The sequence below is a fragment of the Sphingosinithalassobacter sp. LHW66-3 genome (assembly GCF_050703275.1).
GTDB lineage: Bacteria > Pseudomonadota > Alphaproteobacteria > Sphingomonadales > Sphingomonadaceae > Sphingomonas.
The window spans coordinates 1,507,947-1,526,863 of the sequence record NZ_CP193482.1 but is presented as its reverse complement, the minus strand read 5'-3'; the positions used below and the strand labels follow the sequence as shown (position 1 = coordinate 1,526,863).

Annotated in this window: 22 protein-coding genes; 9 read left to right on the top strand and 13 right to left on the bottom strand. The window is 68.7% G+C overall.

Features of this window, described 5'->3' with window-relative positions; all coding sequences use genetic code 11:
* The first annotated feature begins 57 nt into the window (after window positions 1–57).
* From ACQ450_RS07430 to ACQ450_RS07420, 3 genes are all read left to right on the top strand, one after another.
* Window positions 58–816 carry an alpha/beta fold hydrolase gene (locus ACQ450_RS07430; RefSeq protein ID WP_431471094.1) on the top strand — a complete coding sequence of 253 codons (759 nt, stop codon included), beginning with the start codon at window positions 58–60 and terminating at the stop codon, window positions 814–816.
* Complete coding sequence (locus ACQ450_RS07425; RefSeq protein WP_431471093.1) at window positions 789–1,535, top strand: tetratricopeptide repeat protein; 747 nt, start codon at window positions 789–791, stop codon at window positions 1,533–1,535. Before ACQ450_RS07430 ends, ACQ450_RS07425 begins: the two co-directional genes overlap by 28 nt.
* Before the next feature lie 61 nt (window positions 1,536–1,596).
* Window positions 1,597–2,031 (top strand): VOC family protein, encoded by a 435-nt coding sequence (locus tag ACQ450_RS07420; protein WP_431471092.1) that lies wholly within the window; start codon window positions 1,597–1,599, stop codon window positions 2,029–2,031.
* A 7-nt stretch (window positions 2,032–2,038) separates the two neighbouring features.
* Here the strand turns inward: ACQ450_RS07420 and ACQ450_RS07415 are convergent, their stop codons facing one another.
* A complete protein-coding gene (locus ACQ450_RS07415) occupies window positions 2,039–3,709 on the bottom strand; it encodes a sensor domain-containing diguanylate cyclase (protein WP_431471091.1) in 1,671 nt (556 codons plus the stop codon).
* Window positions 3,710–3,824: 115 nt separating this feature from the next.
* On the opposite strand from ACQ450_RS07415, the gene gloB reads away from it, so the two are divergent.
* The 3 genes from gloB (at window position 3,825) to ACQ450_RS07400 (ending at window position 5,415) form a co-directional block, all read left to right on the top strand.
* Window positions 3,825–4,550 (top strand): hydroxyacylglutathione hydrolase, encoded by a 726-nt coding sequence (gene gloB, locus ACQ450_RS07410; protein WP_431471090.1) that lies wholly within the window; start codon window positions 3,825–3,827, stop codon window positions 4,548–4,550.
* 65 nt (window positions 4,551–4,615) lie between these two features.
* Entirely contained in the window at window positions 4,616–4,993 is a 378-nt protein-coding gene (locus tag ACQ450_RS07405; protein ID WP_431471089.1) for a hypothetical protein, read from the top strand.
* 5 nt (window positions 4,994–4,998) lie between these two features.
* Window positions 4,999–5,415 (top strand): hypothetical protein, encoded by a 417-nt coding sequence (locus ACQ450_RS07400; RefSeq protein WP_431471088.1) that lies wholly within the window; start codon window positions 4,999–5,001, stop codon window positions 5,413–5,415.
* An 8-nt stretch (window positions 5,416–5,423) separates the two neighbouring features.
* Here the strand turns inward: ACQ450_RS07400 and hslU are convergent, their stop codons facing one another.
* From hslU to hslV, 3 genes are all read right to left on the bottom strand, one after another.
* Window positions 5,424–6,719 carry an ATP-dependent protease ATPase subunit HslU gene (gene hslU, locus ACQ450_RS07395; RefSeq protein ID WP_188056006.1) on the bottom strand — a complete coding sequence of 432 codons (1,296 nt, stop codon included), beginning with the start codon at window positions 6,717–6,719 and terminating at the stop codon, window positions 5,424–5,426.
* An 82-nt stretch (window positions 6,720–6,801) separates the two neighbouring features.
* A complete protein-coding gene (locus ACQ450_RS07390; RefSeq protein WP_431471087.1) occupies window positions 6,802–7,938 on the bottom strand; it encodes an FAD-dependent oxidoreductase in 1,137 nt (378 codons plus the stop codon).
* A 152-nt stretch (window positions 7,939–8,090) separates the two neighbouring features.
* Window positions 8,091–8,645 carry an ATP-dependent protease subunit HslV gene (hslV, locus tag ACQ450_RS07385; protein WP_431471086.1) on the bottom strand — a complete coding sequence of 185 codons (555 nt, stop codon included), beginning with the start codon at window positions 8,643–8,645 and terminating at the stop codon, window positions 8,091–8,093.
* A gap of 117 nt (window positions 8,646–8,762) precedes the next feature.
* Between hslV and ACQ450_RS07380 the strand changes: the two genes are divergently transcribed.
* The gene (locus ACQ450_RS07380; protein WP_188056004.1) at window positions 8,763–8,924 is read left to right on the top strand and encodes a hypothetical protein; all 162 of its coding nucleotides are present in this window, start codon (window positions 8,763–8,765) and stop codon (window positions 8,922–8,924) included.
* A gap of 4 nt (window positions 8,925–8,928) precedes the next feature.
* Here ACQ450_RS07380 and ACQ450_RS07375 read toward each other — a convergent pair whose 3' ends face one another.
* Window positions 8,929–9,342 carry a holin family protein gene (locus ACQ450_RS07375; RefSeq protein ID WP_431471085.1) on the bottom strand — a complete coding sequence of 138 codons (414 nt, stop codon included), beginning with the start codon at window positions 9,340–9,342 and terminating at the stop codon, window positions 8,929–8,931.
* 87 nt (window positions 9,343–9,429) lie between these two features.
* Window positions 9,430–9,981 (bottom strand): glycoside hydrolase family 108 protein, encoded by a 552-nt coding sequence (locus ACQ450_RS07370; protein WP_188056002.1) that lies wholly within the window; start codon window positions 9,979–9,981, stop codon window positions 9,430–9,432.
* Window positions 9,982–10,207: 226 nt separating this feature from the next.
* Here ACQ450_RS07370 and ACQ450_RS07365 point away from each other — a divergent pair, with 226 nt between their 5' ends.
* Window positions 10,208–12,292: a TonB-dependent receptor plug domain-containing protein gene (locus ACQ450_RS07365; protein WP_431471084.1), complete on the top strand. Its 2,085-nt coding sequence runs from the start codon at window positions 10,208–10,210 to the stop codon at window positions 12,290–12,292.
* 39 nt (window positions 12,293–12,331) lie between these two features.
* Here the strand turns inward: ACQ450_RS07365 and ACQ450_RS07360 are convergent, their stop codons facing one another.
* From ACQ450_RS07360 to ACQ450_RS07330, 7 genes are all read right to left on the bottom strand, one after another.
* Window positions 12,332–13,048, bottom strand: coding sequence for a Crp/Fnr family transcriptional regulator (locus ACQ450_RS07360; protein ID WP_431471083.1), 717 nt, complete (start codon window positions 13,046–13,048; stop codon window positions 12,332–12,334).
* A gap of 5 nt (window positions 13,049–13,053) precedes the next feature.
* On the bottom strand, window positions 13,054–13,473 hold the full coding sequence (locus ACQ450_RS07355) for a response regulator (protein WP_431471082.1): 420 nt from the start codon (window positions 13,471–13,473) through the stop codon (window positions 13,054–13,056).
* Window positions 13,474–13,564: 91 nt separating this feature from the next.
* Window positions 13,565–14,191: a response regulator FixJ gene (gene fixJ / locus ACQ450_RS07350; protein WP_188055998.1), complete on the bottom strand. Its 627-nt coding sequence runs from the start codon at window positions 14,189–14,191 to the stop codon at window positions 13,565–13,567.
* Window positions 14,192–14,194: 3 nt separating this feature from the next.
* Window positions 14,195–15,703, bottom strand: a complete 1,509-nt coding sequence (locus tag ACQ450_RS07345; protein ID WP_431471081.1) for a PAS domain-containing sensor histidine kinase — start codon at window positions 15,701–15,703, stop codon at window positions 14,195–14,197.
* Between the two features lie 39 nt (window positions 15,704–15,742).
* Window positions 15,743–16,447 (bottom strand): NAD(P)H-dependent oxidoreductase, encoded by a 705-nt coding sequence (locus tag ACQ450_RS07340; RefSeq protein ID WP_431471080.1) that lies wholly within the window; start codon window positions 16,445–16,447, stop codon window positions 15,743–15,745.
* An 18-nt stretch (window positions 16,448–16,465) separates the two neighbouring features.
* Window positions 16,466–17,269: a universal stress protein gene (locus tag ACQ450_RS07335; RefSeq protein ID WP_431471079.1), complete on the bottom strand. Its 804-nt coding sequence runs from the start codon at window positions 17,267–17,269 to the stop codon at window positions 16,466–16,468.
* The gene (locus ACQ450_RS07330) at window positions 17,266–18,681 is read right to left on the bottom strand and encodes a radical SAM protein (protein WP_431471078.1); all 1,416 of its coding nucleotides are present in this window, start codon (window positions 18,679–18,681) and stop codon (window positions 17,266–17,268) included. The genes ACQ450_RS07335 and ACQ450_RS07330 overlap by 4 nt, the downstream gene beginning before the upstream one ends.
* On the opposite strand from ACQ450_RS07330, the gene ACQ450_RS07325 reads away from it, so the two are divergent.
* Complete coding sequence (locus ACQ450_RS07325; protein ID WP_431471077.1) at window positions 18,680–18,907, top strand: hypothetical protein; 228 nt, start codon at window positions 18,680–18,682, stop codon at window positions 18,905–18,907. The two genes, ACQ450_RS07330 and ACQ450_RS07325, sit on opposite strands and share 2 nt — an antisense overlap.
* Window positions 18,908–18,917 lie beyond the last annotated feature (10 nt).

Here is an 18,917-nt window from a genome sequence, read left to right as displayed (position 1 = left end):
GCCTGGGCCGGGCCACTTCCCCTTTCAGCGAAGGATCGTGAAGCGTAGAACGGCGGGATGACCAATCCCGCCTTCCTTGATGCCGGCGACCTCCGGCTCGCCTATCGCCTCGCTCGCGGCAGCGGGCCGGCGCTGCTGTTCCTGCCCGGCTATGCCTCCGACATGAGCGGCACCAAGGCCCTTGCGCTGGAGCAATGGGCGCAGGCGCAGGGGCGCGAATATTGCCGTTTCGACTATGCCGGATGCGGGGAGAGCGAAGGCGCTTTCGAGGACCAGACGCTGGAGCGCTGGCGCGACGACATATTGGCGATGATCGATCGCGTGGTGACGGGGCCGGTGATCCTGGTCGGATCCTCGATGGGCGGCTGGCTGATGCTGCTCGCTGCCGCACTGCGCCCCGACCGCGTGGCGGGGCTGGTCGGCATCGCCGCCGCGCCCGATTTCACGGACTGGGGCTTCACCCAGGAACAGAAGCTGGAGATGCTCTCCAAGGGCAGGCTCGAGGAACCTTCGGACTATTCCGACCAGCCGACCGTCACCACGCGCGCGTTCTGGACTTCGGGCGAAGCCAATCGCGTGATGATCGGTCCGATCGCGTTCGATGGACCGGTGGTGCTGCTCCAGGGTCAGCGCGACCCCGATGTGCCGTGGGAACGCGCGCTGGGCCTCGCCGAACGGCTCCGTTCAGCCGAGGTGCAGACCTGGCTTGTCAAGGACGGCGACCACCGCCTGTCGCGCGAGCGCGACATCGCGCTTCTGATCCGCGCCGTCGAAGAGGTGACCGCCCGATGCTCCTCGTCCCATCCCTCGCCCTGATCGCCCAGGCCGCGCCGGGTTCGGTGCCCGATCCGCAGGATCGGGGCGCGCGCTGCATGGAATTGGCGGCGAGCAGCCCCGCGCGCGGCGAGACGGAAGCGACTCGCTGGCGGCTGCAAGGCGGCGGTTTCCTGGCGCGACAATGCCTGGGCATCGCTTATGCCAACCAGCGTCGCTACGAGGCCGCGGCAGGCACCTTCACCGATGCCGCGCGCGAGGCGGAGGCGGGACAGGACAGCCGCGCCGCCGACTTCTGGGCACAGGCGGGCAATGCCTGGCTCGCGGCGGGCGATCCGGACAAGGCGCGGGCTGCGCTCGATACCGCGATCGCCGCCGGCGGGCTTTCCGGTCTGGCGCGCGGTGAGGCGCATCTCGATCGGGCGCGGGCGCTCGTTGCGGCGAATGATCTGGCGAGCGCGCGAAGCGACCTCGACAATGCGCTGCGACACGCGCCCGAAGACCCGCTGGCATGGCTGCTCTCGGCGACTCTTGCGCGGCGGCAGGAGGATTCGATGCGTGCGCGGCGCGACATCGATCAGGCGCTGCGGCTCGCCGGCGATGACGCTTCGGTGCAGCTCGAGGCGGGCAATATCGCGGCGCTGGAGGGCGATGCCGAAAGCGCGCGTGCCGCATGGGAACAGGTGATCGCGCTTGCCCCCGGGACGGCGCCCGCCGCGGCGGCACGCGAGGCGCTGGCGCAGTTCGCCGGGGGCGAATGAGCGGCTGGCGGCTGAGCCGCCGGCACCTTATGTCGCGGGCCGATCTTCAGGAGGACAGGCCATGCGCTATCTGCACACCATGCTTCGCGTCAGCGATCCGGACGCGACGATCCGCTTCTTCGAGCTGCTGGGACTGAAAGAGACTCGGCGGATGGAAAGCGAGCAGGGGCGCTTCACGCTGATCTACCTCGCTGCCGACGAGGATCGCGGCGCGCCGGGCGAGCCCGGCCGAGCCGAAGTGGAGCTAACCTATAACTGGGACCCGGAGGAATATAGCGGCGGGCGCAATTTCGGGCACCTCGCCTTCCGAGTAGAGGATATCTATGCGAGCTGCCAGCGGCTGATGGATGCCGGCGTCACGATCAACCGGCCGCCGCGCGACGGCCATATGGCCTTTGTCCGCACGCCCGACGGGATCTCGATCGAATTGTTGCAGGACGGGCGGCTCGAGCCGCAGGAACCCTGGGCATCGATGCCGAATACCGGAAGCTGGTAAGCCGGCTTCAGGCGGCGACCCCAAGCGCTGACGGCGGCGCGCCGACGAGCCGATTCCTTCCGTCCGCCTTGGCGGCATAGAGCAGCCGGTCGGCGGCGGCGCAAACCGCTTCGAAGTCCGCCTCGGGCGTCGGGCGGACGAGGCCCATGCTGGCCGTGACCGGCCGGTCCAGCCCGGGGACGTGGCGCGCGACTCGAGCGGTGATCGCCTGGCGAAGCTGCTCGGCGGTGCGCTCGGGGCGTGATCCGTAGAGCAGCAGGACGAACTCTTCGCCCCCCATCCTGCCGGCAATGTTCGCGCCGCTGCCGTCCAGCGCCTGTGCCGCGATGCGCAGCACGCGATCGCCGACGTCATGGCCATGGGCGTCGTTGATGCCCTTGAAATGATCGAGGTCGACCAGCGCGACCGCTATCGGCGGCGGACCCTGTTCATAGTGTCGCTGCAGCGCACGCCGGTTGAGAATGCCTGTGAGCGGATCGGTTTCGGCCAGGCGCTCCATCGTCTCGGCATGTTCGCAGGCGCGGTCGCGTTCGCGTCGGATCGCGAGGAAGCGGCCGGCGACGCCGAGCGCGGTGACGACGGTTTCGAAGGCGAGGCCAAAGTACAGCACATCGTTGAAGAACAAGGGCGCGTCGTAGAAGCCGAAGGCGCGCGCCAGCCGATCGAGCAACGAGAGAATGATGATGCTCCAGCCGGCGGCCACGAAGATCGCGGCACGGCTGCCGCGCCGCAGCGCCTGTGTGATCGCCGCGATCGTCACCAGCATCACCACACCCAAGCCGGCATCATGCAGCAGATCGAAATCGGCGGGTGTCGACAGCGGCGCGAAGGAGAGCGCGACATTGACCAAAATCGCCCAAGCGGCGGCAGCGCGCAGCAGAAACAGCATCCGCGGTGAAAGGCTGGAACGTTCGACATAGCAGGTGAGGAACACTGCTCCGGCGGAGATCGATGCGCCGAAGCTCCAGTGCAGCACTTCCATCCGGGCGCGGAGCGACAGCGCCGGGAACAGCTCGAGCATCAGCCCCGAGGCAGTGGCGGCGTAGACCAGGATCGCGCCCGCCATCGCAATGTGCCAGACAAGAAAGCGTTCGCGCAGCACCGCTAGAAAGGCGAGATTGTAGAGGATCGGAACTGCGATCAGGCCGCAGAGCAGCGCGAACAGGAGCGCCCCTGTCGTCCGCCTTGCCGCAGCGTCTTCTGCGGGGACGATGGCGACATTGCTGAGCGCATCGGCCGATTGGGTATCGTCGACGAACACCGCGATCCGCTGGATCGGCGCCGTGACGTCGAGCGGAAGTGTAAAGAGGCTGGTCGGCAGCCGGTTGTGCTGCGTGATCGAAGGATCCCAGCTGCGGGTGACGCTGCGCCCGTCGGCGGTGTCGATGCGGACGCCGATCCGAGTGAAATGCGCGATCTTGGTGCGCAGCAGCGACGATTGCGACAGTTCGATCGGATCGGGGAAGCTGACGATCATCCACTGCCGCTCCCCCGGCATGGTGCCGAGTCCGGAGCAGCCGTTGCGATCGATCTGCGCGAGTGCGGCGTCGGCATCGCCGTCGCGCCCGGTGGCTGCGCCGCAACCGGAGTCCGCGAGCGCGAGCTCGGCACGGGCGGCCGGCGCCATGAACAGCAGGACCGCCAAGACGGCGGCGACGATGACGCGCAATTCCCCCACGGCGCCTGCGCTACCGCACAGGCTTTTCCCATTGGTTAACCGCGTCGCCGCTCGCGGAACCGTGCTCGCGCCGCATCGCTTGATCGGGTAGACTCAAGCGCTCGGAGGAGAGGCAATGGAAATCGTCCGTATTCCCGCGCTCAGCGACAATTATGTCTGGCTGGTGCACGAGCCCGGTTCGGGCGAGACGATGGTCGTCGACCCGGCGGTCGCCGAGCCGGTACTGGAGGCTGCCGAAGCGCGCGGCTGGCGCATCTCGGCGATCTGGAACACGCATTGGCATCCCGATCACACCGGCGGCAATGCCGCGATCAAGGAAGCGACGGGAGCGACCGTGACCGGCCCCGCAGCCGAGGCGGACCGGATTCCGACGCTCGACCGCGGCGTGGGCGAGGGGGATATCGTAAGGCTGGGCGGGCAGGCGGCGCGGGTACTCGAAGTGCCGGCGCATACGTCGGGGCATATCGCCTTTCACTTCGCCGACGAGCGGGTCCTGTTCGCCGGCGACACGCTGTTCGCGATGGGCTGCGGCCGATTGTTCGAAGGCACGGCGGATCAGATGTTCGCGAACATGGTGCGGCTGCGCGAACTGCCGCACGAAACGCAGGTCTATTGCGCCCATGAATATACGCAGTCGAACGGGCGCTACGCTCGCGTCGCCGAGCCCGGCAACGCCGCGATCGCGCAGCGGATGGAGGAAGTCGATCGGCTGCGCGCCGCCGGTGAGCCGACGGTGCCGACCACGATCGGCCGCGAACTGGAGACCAATCCCTTCCTGCGGGCGACCTCGGCCGAGCGGCTGGCCGAGCTGCGCGCCGCGAAGGATGCATTTCGGGGATGAGGCGTTAGACTGAACGAGCAGGGGGCGAGAAGGAGAGCGACATGATCCGATTTGCCATACCCGCCGTGCTGCTGCTGGCCGGCTGCACCGCGACCAGCGATCCGGCCGCCGACCAGCGCGCCGAGGCCGAGTTGCAGCAGGCGCTTGCGGGCCTTGTGCCCGGCGAGCCGCAGCGCTGCATCTACAGCAATCGCGTGAACCGCATCGAAGGGGCGGGCGACGCCATTTTGTTCATCGAGGGACGCAACCGCATCTGGCGCAGCGACACCGCCGGCGGTTGTTCGGCGCTTCGCTTTAACGATATCCTCGTCACCGAAAGCCCGATCGCCGGGCAATATTGCGCCGGCGACATCGCCCGGACCCGCGCGCCGACCGGTGGCCAGATCACCGGCTCCTGCTCGTTCGGCGAGTTCGTGCCCTATACGCGGCCGGGGACGGAATGAGCGCGGTGCGCCGGCAGATCGCCGCTGCCGGAGCGGCGGTCGCGATGCTGCTGGGCGGCTGCGCCCAGAATGCAGCGATGGAGGCGACGGCGCAGGAGCGCGCCGATCGCGAGCTGGCGGCGGCGCTCGAAGGGCGGGTTCGCGGAGAGCCTGTCGACTGCGTCAGCGCCAGCGGGCTCGAGGCCCCGCGCATCATCGACCGGGACACGCTCCTCTACCGCCCGGTCGGCGATACCGTCTGGCGGAACGAGCTGCCCGTCGGCTGCACTCCGCTGCGCGGCGGCAGTCCGACGCTGATCGTCGAACTCCATGGATCGCAGCTCTGCCGAAACGACAGCTTCCGGGTGCTGGAGCAAGGGGCGAGCATTCCCTCCGCCAGCTGCCGGCTGGGACAGTTCATCCCCTACCGGCGCCCGGACTAGCGGCAGCTCTAGAGGACGTAGCGGCTGAGGTCGGTGTTGCGGGCGATGCTTTCGAGCTGGCGCTCGACATAGGCGGCATCGACCGTCAGCGTCTGCCCGCCGCGATCCTCGGCGTCGAAGCTCACTTCCTCGAGCAGCTTCTCCATCACCGTCTGGAGCCGGCGGGCGCCGATATTCTCGACCTCGCCGTTCACTTCGGCGGCGATCCGCGCCACCGCCCGGATGCCGTCTTCGGTGAACTCGATCGTCACGCCTTCGGTGCCGATCAGCGCCTTATACTGTTCGGGCAGCGACGCCTTGGTGTCGCTGAGGATCGAGACGAAATCCTCCTCGGTCAGCGCCTGCAATTCGACTCGAATCGGCAGGCGGCCCTGCAGCTCGGGCAGCAGGTCGCTCGGTTTGGCCACATGGAACGCACCGCTGGCGATGAAGAGGATGTGATCGGTCTTCATCGGCCCGTATTTGGTGGCGACGGTGGTGCCCTCGATCAGCGGCAGCAGGTCGCGCTGCACGCCTTCGCGGCTCACCGAGCCGCCGCGCACATCGCTGACCGCGATCTTGTCGATCTCATCGAGGAAGACGATGCCGTTCGCCTCCGCATCGGCGATGGCGATGCGGCTCACTTCGTCCTGATCGAGCCGCTTTTCCGATTCCTCGTCGACCAGCTTGTCCCAGGCCGAGCGGACCGAAAGCTTGCGGCGCTTGAGCGGCGGGCCGCCAAACGCCTTGCCCATCATCTCACCCAGATTGATCATCTGCGCGCCGCCGCCGGGAATCTCGAACGGCATCTGCGGCGCCTGCTCCAGCTCGATCTCGATCTCCTTGTCGTCGAGCATGCCTTCCTCGAAGCGCTGCTTGAACGCCTCGCGAGTCGCGGTCGAGCTGTCCTTGCCGGTCAGCGCGTCGAGCAGGCGGTTCATCGCCGCTTCCTCCGCCTTGTCCTTCACGGCCGAGCGGCGGCGGTCCTTCTCGAGCCGGATCGCCTCTTCGACCAGGTCGCGGGCGATCTGCTCGACGTCGCGGCCGACATAGCCGACTTCGGTGAACTTGGTGGCTTCCACCTTCACGAACGGCGCATCGGCGAGCTTGGCGAGGCGGCGGCTGATCTCGGTCTTGCCGCAGCCCGTCGGGCCGATCATCAGGATGTTCTTCGGCGTCACTTCGTCGCGCAGGTCGGCGCCGAGCCGCTGGCGACGCCAGCGGTTGCGCAGCGCGACCGCGACCGCGCGCTTGGCGTCTTTCTGTCCGATGATGTGCGCGTCGAGCGCGGCGACGATGGCTTTGGGAGTCAGGTTGTCGTTCATTCGCTTCGCTTGAAAGGGCGCTGGCAGGAAACCGACGCCGGGGTGTGTCATGGCGCCCGATATTGGGGCGCGCCTGCGCCGATCAAGCCGGGCAGGGCATGGTGCCGAACACGGCGGCGTGGCGATCGAGGATGCGGGCGATCGCGTCGGGCTGCGGCGTCGCGTCCCATTGGCCGCGCTCGAAGGTGCCGCCCAGCACGATTCCGTCGGCGCGGGGGAACATGTAGAGCGACCCGCTGAGATAGGCGTAGGTCACTTCGGGCTGCGGCAGCAGGATCGCGAGCTGGCCGCGGATCGGCATCAGCTCTTCGTCACCGAACAGCGCATGTGCGCCTAGCCCCGTGCAGTTGAACACCAGCTTTTCGGGCAGCGCCATCACCTGCTCGCGGCTGGCGAAGTCGCGGACTTCGATCCGCCCGCCCGCGGTCTGCACGTCGCGCATCAGCTGGCGCAGCAGTCGCCCGGTTTCGGCGTACATCGTGTCATAGGCGAAGATATGGGTGTTCGGGAACGGGTGCTCGCCCGGGCCGAGGACGCGGCCATTGGGATGAAAGGGGCGCATCGCCGCATTCGGCGCGGTGCCGTCGCTATGCTCATAGGTCGGCGTCCAGTGGATGCCATAGTCGTCGCCGACCATGATCTGGAAGCGGCGCCAGCCATAGTGAAGCGCCGCGAGGAACTGGGCGCGCCAGGCTTCGTCGACGAACTCGGGATCGAACAGCGAGGAGGGGCCGAACTGACCGCCGGCGATGTTCGACGTGGTCTCGGGTGGCAGCTCCCTCGCGTAGAGGGTGACGGGAAACCCGGCCTCCTGCACCAGCCGCGCGGTGGTCAGTCCGACGATGCCGCAGCCGAGCACCGCGACCGGCCCCTGATGGCCGGGCAGGCCGAGATCGGCCGCAAGCCGCGAAGTGCCCCAGCTGAGCGTAATCCCAGAGCCGCCATGGCCATAATTATGGATCAGCGCGGTGTCGCCCAGCGCCTCGCGCCGGACGACGAAGCCTGAGCGGCGATAGGGGCGCAGCCCCGCGACCGTGCGGATGACGCGATCGGGCGAGACGTTCACCGGGCGCAGGCAGGCCGCCTGCGCCGATGCGGTGCCCGGCCGGACCGCCGTGGCGGAGCAGCCGGGAAGGGCGAGCGCGCCGAGCCCGGCAGCGAAGGCCCTGCGGCCGATCGGGACGGTCGCGGCAGGAGCAGCGTCAAGCGGGCGATGCACGATCCCTCCTCCTCGGCCTCTCTGCCATTCCCGAACCTCTTCCGGGATTCGCCGTTCCGCGGCACACTGGTGCTTGCTGCCCGATGGACCGCGGCACAAGGCCCGAGTGACGGATGCCGCCTCCTCCGCTGCCACAGGAGCGAACCGCCGGGTCAGCTCTCGCTGTCGAGCAGCTCCACAGTGAGATTGTCATTGGTGTAGACGCACACTTCCGCCGCGATGCCCATCGCCTTGCGCGCGAGCTTTTCGGCGTCCGCCTCATAGTCCACCAGCGCGCGGGCGGCCGACAGGGCATAGTTGCCGCCCGATCCGATCGCGGCGATGCCTGCTTCGGGCTCGAGCACGTCGCCGTTGCCGGTGACGATCAGCGTGATGTCCTTGTCGGCGACGATCAGCATCGCCTCGAGGTTGCGCAGATATTTGTCGGTCCGCCACTCCTTGGCGAGCTCGACCGCCGCGCGCAGCAGCTGGCCCTGGTGCCGCTCGAGCTTGGCCTCGAGCCGCTCGAACAGCGTGAAGGCGTCGGCGGTGGCGCCGGCGAACCCGGCGATCACCTTGCCGTCGCCCAGCGGGCGCACCTTGCGGGCATTGGGTTTCATCACCGTATGGCCCTGCGTCACCTGGCCGTCGCCGGCGATCACCACTTTGCCCGATTTGCGCACGGAGAGAATCGTGGTGCCGTGCCACACCGCTGACTTGTCGCTCATGGGCGGCGATATGGCCCTTGTGGCGTTCGTCGCAAACCCCCGGCGATTCATCCTTCGCTCATCCAAACTCTCTACAAGGAAGATGTGGGCGAAAAGCCCGCGAGCGGGAGAGGTGAAATGGTGCGTCAATGGATCGATGTCCGCGACGTCCCGGCCCAGCCGATGGCCGGCGACATGGCCCAGTTGCACGAGATGGACGAAGCGGCGACGCAGCGCCCGCGCGGCTTTCGCGCCTGGCTGGAAATGCGGCGCCGCGACCCCGCGCGGCGCACGCACTGATCCGCTAGCGTTCGACGCCCCGGATCTTCCCCCACTGGCGCGCGGCGGTGTAGCCGAGATAGCCGGTGCCGAAGAGCGCGTAGAGCGGCTCGGGAATGCCCGCGAGATAGGCGTTCATGCCGGCGGCGATGCCCTGCGCCATCTCCGGCCGCACCGCGGCGATCAGCCCCATCGGGATCGCCCAGAGCAGCAGCGCATACATCACATAGAGGAAGCTCGGCCGCGCGCGGCTGGTCCAGGGATCGGTCGACTGCGCCTCGGCGACGATCGCCGAAAGCTGGGTGCGGATCGATTCGAGCTCCTGGCTGCTTTCGAGCCGGAGCAGTTCGAGCTTGGCGCGATCGCGCGCCTCGGGATCGGGAATGATCCTGTCGATCAGCCCGGCGATCGGGCCGATGATGCCGTCAAGCAAACCCATTTGGTTCTCCTTTCAAAGATGGCGGGATTCCGCCGAAGGTCGCACTAAAGTCGCACCTCAACGCGCGCGCGCGCCCGCGCGCGTGACTCAGTCCAGGCGGTCGGACAGCCGGTTGGCGAGCCAGCCGTAGAGAAAGGCCTCGTTGGCGGGGCGGCGCTCGGCGAGGTGGAGGTAGCGTTCGCCCTGCAGCGCCTCGACCGCCTTGAGCAGCACCGTCTCGCCGCTGCGGCCGCGCGTGCGCAAATAGCCGTCGAGCGCCGCGAGCGTCGCGGGACCGACGACGCCGTCGAGCGCGACGTCGGAATAGTCGGAGGCGCCGCGATTGAGCGCGTTGAGCGCGCGCTGGAGAAAGCCCGCGGCGACGGCAGGCCCCATGTTGACGCCGGTGTCGAACAGCTCGGCGGCAAGACGCGGCGCGCGTTCGGCGACGCGATCGAACCCCGGCCGGAGCCAGTAGAGCCGGCGGTAGATGACAGCGGCTTCGGCGCGCGGAAAGCTCCGCATCGGCCCGGCATAGCCGTGCTGCCGCGCCACCGCCTCGGTAATCCCCCAGCAGGTGGGGCCGCCGCGATCGGCGGGATGGTTCACATAGCCGCCTTCGCGGGCGATCACATCGTCGATGATCTGGTCGATCGTCATGGCTGCGCTCCTGATGCTGCAAAGCGACTCGCGATAACCCATCTGGTTATATGTAGGACAGCGATTTTTGCGTTGGCGCGGGCGCACGCCGTGCTGGCGAAGCAGCGCGCGATCGGCTAGCGTCGCCGGAGACGCCGTGGCCGACAGAGCCGCACGGCGCCTGCGCTCGGGGCGGCAGGCGTGCACCAAGTGCCAAGCGGTGTCTTCAAGGGGGAGACCAGAGTCGATGCGTATCGCCTTGGCAGCGGTGGCCGCGCTGATCGCGGCGCCGTCCGCCGCGTTCGCGCAGGATGCGCCCAGCGTGCCTGTGGATGCCGACATTCCGCCGGGCGAAGCCGCGCGCGCAGCGGCGCAGGGGTCGCCGCCGCAGCGCCAGGGCGTGATCGTCTATCAGCCCGATTTCTTCGCGAGTTCGAGCCCCGACACGGCGCTCGACATGGTCAACCGCGTCCCCGGATTCGGGCTCGACCTCGGCAACACGGCGACGCGCGGACTGGCGGGAGCCGCGGGCAACGTGCTGATCGACGGCGCGCGTCCGGCATCGAAGAGCGACCGGCTCGACGAAGTGCTCAGCCGGATTCCGGCGGCGAGCGTCGAGCGGATCGAGCTGATCCGCGGCGGCGCGCCGGGCATCGACATGCAGGGCAAGTCGGTGCTGGTGAATGTGGTGGTGCGCCAGACCGTCACGCGCGAAGTGGCGATCGAACTCAACAGCTATCTCTACCCCGGTGCCGAATTCGGGCCGCAGGCGCGGCTTTCCTATTCGCGGCGGCAAGGCGACCGCCAGACCGAATTCGCGCTCTATGCCACCACCGACCGCACCGGCGGCACCGGCTTCGGCACGCGCACGCGCACCGACGGGGCGGGGGGGCTGATCCAGCTGGCCGATCTCGACCTGTGGGATCGCTATCGCGACATCAATCTGCGCGGATCGATCCAGCGCCCGGTGGGGCGCGGCAAGCTGCGCATCAACGGGCTGTTCGATTTCAACACGCTGGAGAACCGCCAGACAGTGACCGTGCTCGCCGGAGCCGGCAGCGACGAATTCACCGATTCACTCGGGCGCGACTGGACCGGCGAGCTGGGCGCGCGCTGGGAACAGCCGATCGGCACCGAGGCCGAGATCGAGCTGACGGCGCTCCAGCGGCTGGGCCGCTACACCTATGACTATACGCTGCTGAGCTCGGGCAGCGCCGCGTATTTCGCGCTCGAATCGGATTCGGGGGAGAGCGCGGGCCGGGCAATCGTGCGCTATCGGCCCGAGGAGGACTGGGCGCTGGAGGGCGGAGGCGAGATCGCCTATAATTTCCTCGACAGCGTGACGAGCTATCGCCGCGCCGCGATCGCGGTGGACCTGCCCAATGCCGCAGTACGCGTGAGCGAGCTTCGCGGCGAAGGGTTCGCGCAGGCGACGTGGCGCATCACCGAGCGGCTGACGCTGGAGGCGGGGACGCGCGCCGAGCTGTCGCGCATCGCGCAGACCGGCGATACCGACAGCGCCGAAACCTTCTTCTATCTGAAGCCGCGCGTGCAGGCGACCTGGGCGATCGGCGACGGCCACCAGCTGCGGCTGCGCGCCGAGCGTGTGGTGAGTCAGCTCGATTTCGACGATTTCGTCGCGTCGAACGATGTCGATCTGGGCACCGTGGCGGGCGGCAACGCCGATCTGGTGCCGCAGCAAACGACGGTGTTCGATGCCGCCTACGAATATCGTTTCTGGCAGAAGGGCGTGGTCTCGCTGCTGGCGCAGCGGCTGATCTATGAGGACATCATCGATTATATCCCGCTGGTCGACGGGTTCGACGCGGTGGGGAACATCGGATCGGGCACCGGCGAGATCGTTCAGCTCACGCTCGCGCTGCCGTTCGACCGGCTGGGGCTCGACGATGCGCTGCTGCAGGCACGCACGAGCTGGCAATGGTCGCGCGCGACCGACCCGCTGACCGGCGAGGAGCGGCGGATCTCGGGCCAGCTGGGCTTCGCCTGCTCGATCAGCTTCGACCATGATATCGACGACGGCCGCTGGGCTTGGGGCGTGGAGCATGGCTGCGACGTGGCGCGGACGCGCAACTATCGTGTGCGCGAGCTGCGCCGCTATATCCAGCAGCCGATGCTGGAGGTGTATGTCCAGTGGAAGCCGTCGCGCACGCTGACCGTCCGGCTGGAGGCGGGCAACGTCAACGACGTGCTGACGCGCAACATCCGCGAAGTGCACGCCGGCCGACGCGACACCACGCCGATCCTGTTCGTCGAGGAGCGGGCGACTCGCTGGGATCCGTGGCTCTTCCTGAAGCTGCGCAAGACGCTCTAGGTGCGCGCGGGCTCAGCCGCCGGTGCGGGCGGCGCCCAATCAGCCGCCGGTGCGGGCGGACAGCGCATCGGCATCGACGACCGCGAAGGCGCGCGGGCCGTGCAGGCGGATCGCGCCATCGGACTTGAGGCGCGTGATCTTGCGGCTGACAGTCTCAATGGTGAGGCCGAGCAGGTCGGCCATCTGCTGGCGGGTGATCTCCAGCGCGACGCGCGCGCCGTCGCACGTGCCGCTGCGTTCCGCCAGTTCGAGCAAGAGGCTGGCCACTCGCTCCTCGGCGCTCTTGCGGCCGAGCAGCAGCATCCAGCGGCGCGCCCGGTCGAGCTCGTCGAGCGTACGGACCAGGAGCGCGTGCCCGACCTGCGGATGCTCGCGCGCGAAGGCGTCGAACGCAGTGCGGCGAAAGACGCAGAGCTTTGCGTCGGTGAGCGCCGTCACGCAATGTCCGGCGCGGTCGCCGAACGGACGGCCGACGAAATCGCCGGGAAAGGCGAGGCCGAGAATCTGCTCGCGGCCATCGCCGAGCGAGGCAGTGAGCTTGATGAGCCCTTCGCGCAGAGTGCCGACGACGAGTGTCTCGTCGCTTTCCCACACCAGCGTCTCGCCGGCGCGGAGCGTTTCGGTCCGGCCGAGGCGGTACAGCGCGCCCAGCACCGGCGCGTCGAGGCCGGCGCAGATCGAGCGATCGCGCGACGGGCAGGCGGCACAGGGAGCCGCGGGAGGTGCGATCGCCGCGTCGCCGGTGTGGAGATACACCGGCGTCAGGCCGCGTTGCCGGGTGCGGGCGCGGCGCCCTGCATCGCCGCGATCAGCTCGTGCTGCCGCACCGGCTTTTCGAGCACTACGTCATAGCCGCAGGCATGTGCCGCCTCGCGCAGCGTGAGCGAGGGAAAGGCCGTGATGAGGATCGAGCGCCCCTGCCAGCCGAGCCGCGCCAGCGCGCGCCGGATGCCCAGCCCGTCGCCGTCCGGCAGGCGATAGTCGGCGATCAGGCAGCGCGCGGCATGGATGTCCGGATCGGAAAGCAGCGGCCCGGCGGCGGAATAGGAGCGCACCTCATAGCCGCTGCCGTGCAGCATCAGATGCATCGAGCGGCGGACGCCGGCATCGTCCTCGACCAGCAGGACGCGGCAGCGCTCCGCATCGCTGTGCGGCGTTCGGGCAGTTTGGGGAGCAAGCATGGCGACCTGTCATGTACCGAAGGCGCCGACCTTGCCCCCGGCACGGCGGCGCGTCGCTACGTGTTCTTCCCAAGGTGCCGCGGCGGGAGCGCTATTCCTCGGGCTCGCCCTGAAGACCTGCCGCGAAGGCGATGCGCAGCGCTTCGGAGAGGCTGCGGACGCCGAGCTTGCTCATCACATTGGCGCGATGCACTTCGACCGTGCGGGGGCTGATGCCCAGATCATAGGCGATCGTCTTGTTGGGATGTCCGCGGACCAGCCCGCGCAGCACGTCCTGCTCGCGGTTGGTGAGCCCGGCGATCCGCACCTGCGCCTCCTGCTCGGACGCCGACGCCTCATGCCGCTGCTCGAGCCGCTGGAACGCCATGTCGATCGCGGCGAGCAGCGTCGCCTTTTCGAACGGCTTCTCGATGAAATCGACTGCGCCGGCCTTCATCGCCTGCACCGCGGTGGTGATGTCGCCATGGCCGGTGAGGACGATCACCGGCATCGCGACTCCGCGCGCGTTGAGCTCGGCCTGAACCTCCAGCCCGTCCATTTCGGGCATGCGCACGTCGAGCAGGATGCAGCCGGGATCGGCGGCCTTCGCTTCCTTGAGGAACTCGACTCCGCTCGGATAGGTCTTCACCTCGAAGCCCGACGTGCGCAGCATGAAGCCGGCCGAGCGCCGGATGGCGTCCTCGTCATCGACGAGGTGGATCACTCGCTTTTCGCTCATCGGCTAATCGGCCTCCGCTCCCATGACGGTGAAGTGAAAGATCGTCCCGCCGCCGGGGCGTGCTTCGGCCCAGATGCGTCCCCCATGCGCCTCGACGATCGTTCGGCAGATCGACAGGCCCAATCCCATGCCACGATCCTTCGTGCTGTTGAAGGCCTGGAACAGCGTCGCCGCGATGCCGGGAGCGAGGCCTGGACCGGTATCGGCGACCGAGACGCGAACCATGCCCCGCGCGTCGGGAGCCGTCGCGATCGTGATGTCGCGGGTTTCCGATTCGGCAAGCGCCTCGACCGCGTTGCGGATCAGATTGACCAGCACCTGTTGGATCTGCACGCGGTCGACCAGCACCGCCTCCGCCGCCAGATCGAGATCGTAGAAGGCGCGCACGCCGCGCTCCTTCGCGCCGATCAGCGCGAGGCGGCCGGCCTCGTCGATCAGGTGCGACAGATCCTCGACCCGCTTCTCGACGTCGCCGCGCGAGACGAAATCGCGCAGGCGCCGGACGATGTTGCCGGCGCGCAGCGCCTCATGCGCGGATTCGTCCATCGCCTCGCGCAGCATCGCCGCGGTCTCGCCTTCGGCGGCGAGATCGCCGAGCAGGTCGCGCCCCGCCTCGAGATAGTTGGCGATGGCGGTCAACGGCTGATTGAGCTCGTGCGCGAGCGTGGAGGCCATGGTGCCCATCGCCGAGAGGCGCGAGACATGGATCAGCTCCGACTGAAGCTCCTTGACGCGCAGCTCGGCGCGCTGCTGCTCGGTGAGGTCGCGGATGAAGCCGGTGAAGATGCGGTGTCCGTCGGTGTTCGCTTCGCCGACCGCCAGCTCCATCGGAAAATCGGTGCCGTCGCGGCGCTGGCCGACGACGATCCGCCCGATCCCGATGATCCGGCGCTCGCCGGTAGCGAGATAGCGGGCGATGTAATTATCGTGCCGCTCGCGATCGGGCGAGGGCATCAGCATCGCGACATTCTGCCCGATCACGTCGGCCTCGCCATAGCCGAACAGCCGCTCGGCCGCGGCGCTGAACGACAGGATGATCCCGCGTTCGTCGATCACGATCATCGCATCGGGAACCGTCGCGAGAATCGAGCGCAGGTGCAGCGCATTGCGCTCGAGCGCGCGCTCGGCCGCCTTGCGGTCGGTGATGTCGTACAGCACCTGGCCGAAGCCGAGCAGCGCGCCATCGGCGTCGTACAGCGCGGTGAGCGAGACATCGGCGAGAAATTCCGAGCCGTCCTTGCGCACCCGCCACGCTTCGGTGCGGGTATGCCGCTCGCGCGCGGCCGCCGCCAGATCCTCCGCCGCCGTGCCCCCGCCATGGTCCGGATCGGGATAGAGCCGCGCGATCGGCTGACCGCCGATTTCCTCCGCGGTCCAGCCGGTCAGCTGCTCGGCACCGCGATTCCAGGTGGCGATCGTCCCGTCCGGATCGAGCAGGAACAGCGCCCGATCGGTCGCGCCTTCGATGAAGCGGGCGAGCGTCTCGGCGCGTCGCCTGGCGGCGTCGTTCACTGCTGCGATGTCTGGCTGCGAATCATGCGTCGCTGCCTATCACGCGTCGCCGCCCTCGTCTCCGGGCGAGCCGCTTCGCGCCAGCGCCGCAGCCGCGGTGGCGCGATGCCGGTCGTCGAGCAACGTGGCGCACAGCGTCTGCGCCGCGCCACGCACGCGCTCGAGGTTCTCGTACACGTAGCGCTCCTGCAGATTCTCGACGATCGCATCGAAATGCACATGCTCGCCCGAGCGCATCCCGAACGCCTCGACCAGATAGCTGTCGAACGCCTGGCGCAGCGCCTGCCATTGGCCGCGCGCATCGAGCCACGGCAGCGTGGCCGCCGAGGTGGACAAGCTGAGCAGCCGCTTTCCGCCGAGCAGCGGGCTGGCGACTCCCTTCTTGATTTCCTTTGCGCTGAAGCCGGCGCCGAACACGCGATCGACATAGCCTTTGACGATGGCGGGCGGCATGCCGAACCAGATCGGATAGACGAGGACCACGGCGTCGCTCGCCCGCAGCAGCGCGACTTCCGTGGCAACGTCGGGCGCATATTCGACTCCGGGCGCGCCGGGGTTCTCCCACGCCTTCAGCAGCGGATCGAAGCCCAGCGCATACAGGTCGCGCAGAGTTGCCGTCTGCCCCGCCTCGCGTACCGCCGCGCAATAGGTTTCCGCGACGGCACGGTTGAAGCTGGATTCCGACGGGTGGCCGAGCACCACCAGATGCCGAATCGGCTCGGGCGAAGCGGTGGGAGGCGTCACGGCGCGCGTTCCGGCCGGTCAGTGCGCGAGCAGCAGCGGCACGGGGCTTTCGGTCAGCATCTTGCGCGTGACGCCGCCGAACACCGCCTCGACCATCCGGCTGTGGCCATAGCCGCCCATCACCAGATAGGCGGCGCGCTGATTGACCACTTCGCCAAGCAGCACGTCGCCGGCACGGCGACCGCCGGCTTCGACCCGGCGAACCACCGGCTCGATTCCGTGCCGCGCCAGATAGCGCGCCGCCTCGGCGGCGGGAACGCGCACCGAGCCGTCGTCGACTTCGACGAGCGTGACGTTCTCGGCGAGGGCGAGCAGCGGCACCGCCACCTGCAGTGCTTCCTCCGCCTCTTTCGATCCGTCCCAGGCGACCAGCGCATGGCCGCAGGCGTCGAACCCGCGCGCCTCCTCGGGCACGGCGAGGACGGGCGTGTCGGCAGTGACGAGCAATTCGCCCGCGATTTCGCGCATGTCGGGGAAATGCAGTCCGGCGAGATGGCGATTGACGACGATGACATCGGCGAGCGCACCCGCCTGGCGCAGCGCGAAGGCCGGGTCGCCGGTCACGTCGGTCCAGTCATAGGGCACGTCCTCGTTGGCGAGCCGTGCCTCGGTGCGGATGCGATTTTCGCTTTCGCGCTCGCGCTCGGACTCCACGATCATCGCCGCGCCGCCGGTCGGCACATAGTCCTCGATCATCACCGGCAGGATCGACACGTCGAGACACTTGAGATGGCCGCCCAGCGCACGCGTGAGATCGAGCGCCGCCTGTAGCCGGGCCTCCTGTCCGCGATCATCGTGAATCAGCAGCAACACATTCTTCATGTCCGCCTCCTTGGGTTCAGGAGAGGGGTAGGAGGCGCGTGCCGAGCCGAATATCGGGAAGTGTACGGATCGCTCAGACCGCGCGGCTGAACCGATCGGCAGCCGGCGCGCGATAGGCGTCGAACGCGGCGGCGGCGAGCCGGGCGTAGGGGCGGCCGGCGGGCAGCACGGTGACGTGCCATCCTTCGACTGCGACGAGCCCGGCCTCGACCAGCGGTGCGAGCACGGGAAGCGACTCGGCCAGCGCCTCGACCGGCTGGCGATGCGCGGCGGCGACGGCGGCGACATCGACGGTGCCGTCGCACAGCAGCCGTTCGATCACGGCACCGCGCAGGCGATCGCCGGCGCGCGCGCGCGCGCGCGCCCGCGGGCGCGCCATTGCCGGCGAGCATGCGATACCGGCCGGAGTGTTTCTCGTTCTGCACGAACAGCGTGTCGAACTGGCTGATCGCCGAGGCGCCGAGGCCGATCACCGTCGTCGCCGGATCGTCGGTGAAGCCCTGAAAGTTGCGCCGCAGCCGGCCTTCGCGCGCGGCTTGGGCGATGCTGTCGCCGGGCAGCGCGAAGTGATCGAAGCCGATCGCGCGATAGCCGGCCTCGAGCATCAGGTCGTGCGCCAGCGCGCTCTGCCAGAAGCGCGCCTCGGCATCGGGCAGGCGGGCCGAATCGATCATTCGCTGGCGCGGGAGCATGCGCGGCATATGCGCATAGCCGAACATCGCGACTCGATCGGGCCGCAGCGTGAGCGCCTGAGCCACGGTGGCCGCGATGTCGTCGAGCCGCTGGTCGGGCAGGCCGTACATCAGGTCGAGGTTGATCCGCGCCACTCCGGCGGCACGCAGATCGGCGGCGGCCTGGGCGACGGTGCGGAACGGCTGGATGCGGTTGATCCGGTGCTGGATGTGCGGCGCGAAGGTCTGCGCGCCCAGGCTCGCGCGGCCGATGCCGGCGGCGGCGATCGCCTCGGCATCGGTGGCGGAAAGCGTGCGCGGATCGAGCTCGGCAGCCCAGTCGGCGTGCGGCGCGATGTCGAACGCGCTGCGCAGCCCCGCGGCGATCTCCGCCCAGTCGGCCGGGGCCAGCGCATTGGGGCTGCCGCCGCCGAAGTGAACGCTGACGGCGGTGCCGCGCACGCGCGCGCCCACCGTTTCAATCTCGCGCAGCAGCGCGTCGCGATAGGCCGAGACCCGGTCCGGCCGACCGGTCGCGCCGGTGTTGCACCCGCAATACCAGCAGATCTCGTGACAATAGGGGATGTGCAGATAGAGCGAGACCGGCGTTCCGGGGGCGATCGCCTGTTGCGCCGCCACTTGCTCGGCAGCGCCGATGCCGGGCGCGAAGGCGACGGCGGTGGGGTAGCTGGTATAGCGCGGGACGCTCTGCGCGGCGAGATCGGGCAAATATCGATGCATGGCCACGCGCATGGCCCTTCGGGCCCGGCGCGGCTTTGATCGCGATCAACGAACCGCCGGCCGGCCGGTCGCACTTCTGCTGAAACACAGCAGGAGCCAAGCGATGCTCGATCTGATCGGAAGCAACTTCCTCTATCTCGTGGCCGGGGCGATGCTCGCCTTCATGGCCGTTCTGGCGCTGGTCAGCATTACCGATCGCGATCCCAGGCCGCACGGCGACGCCTGACCCCCGGGTT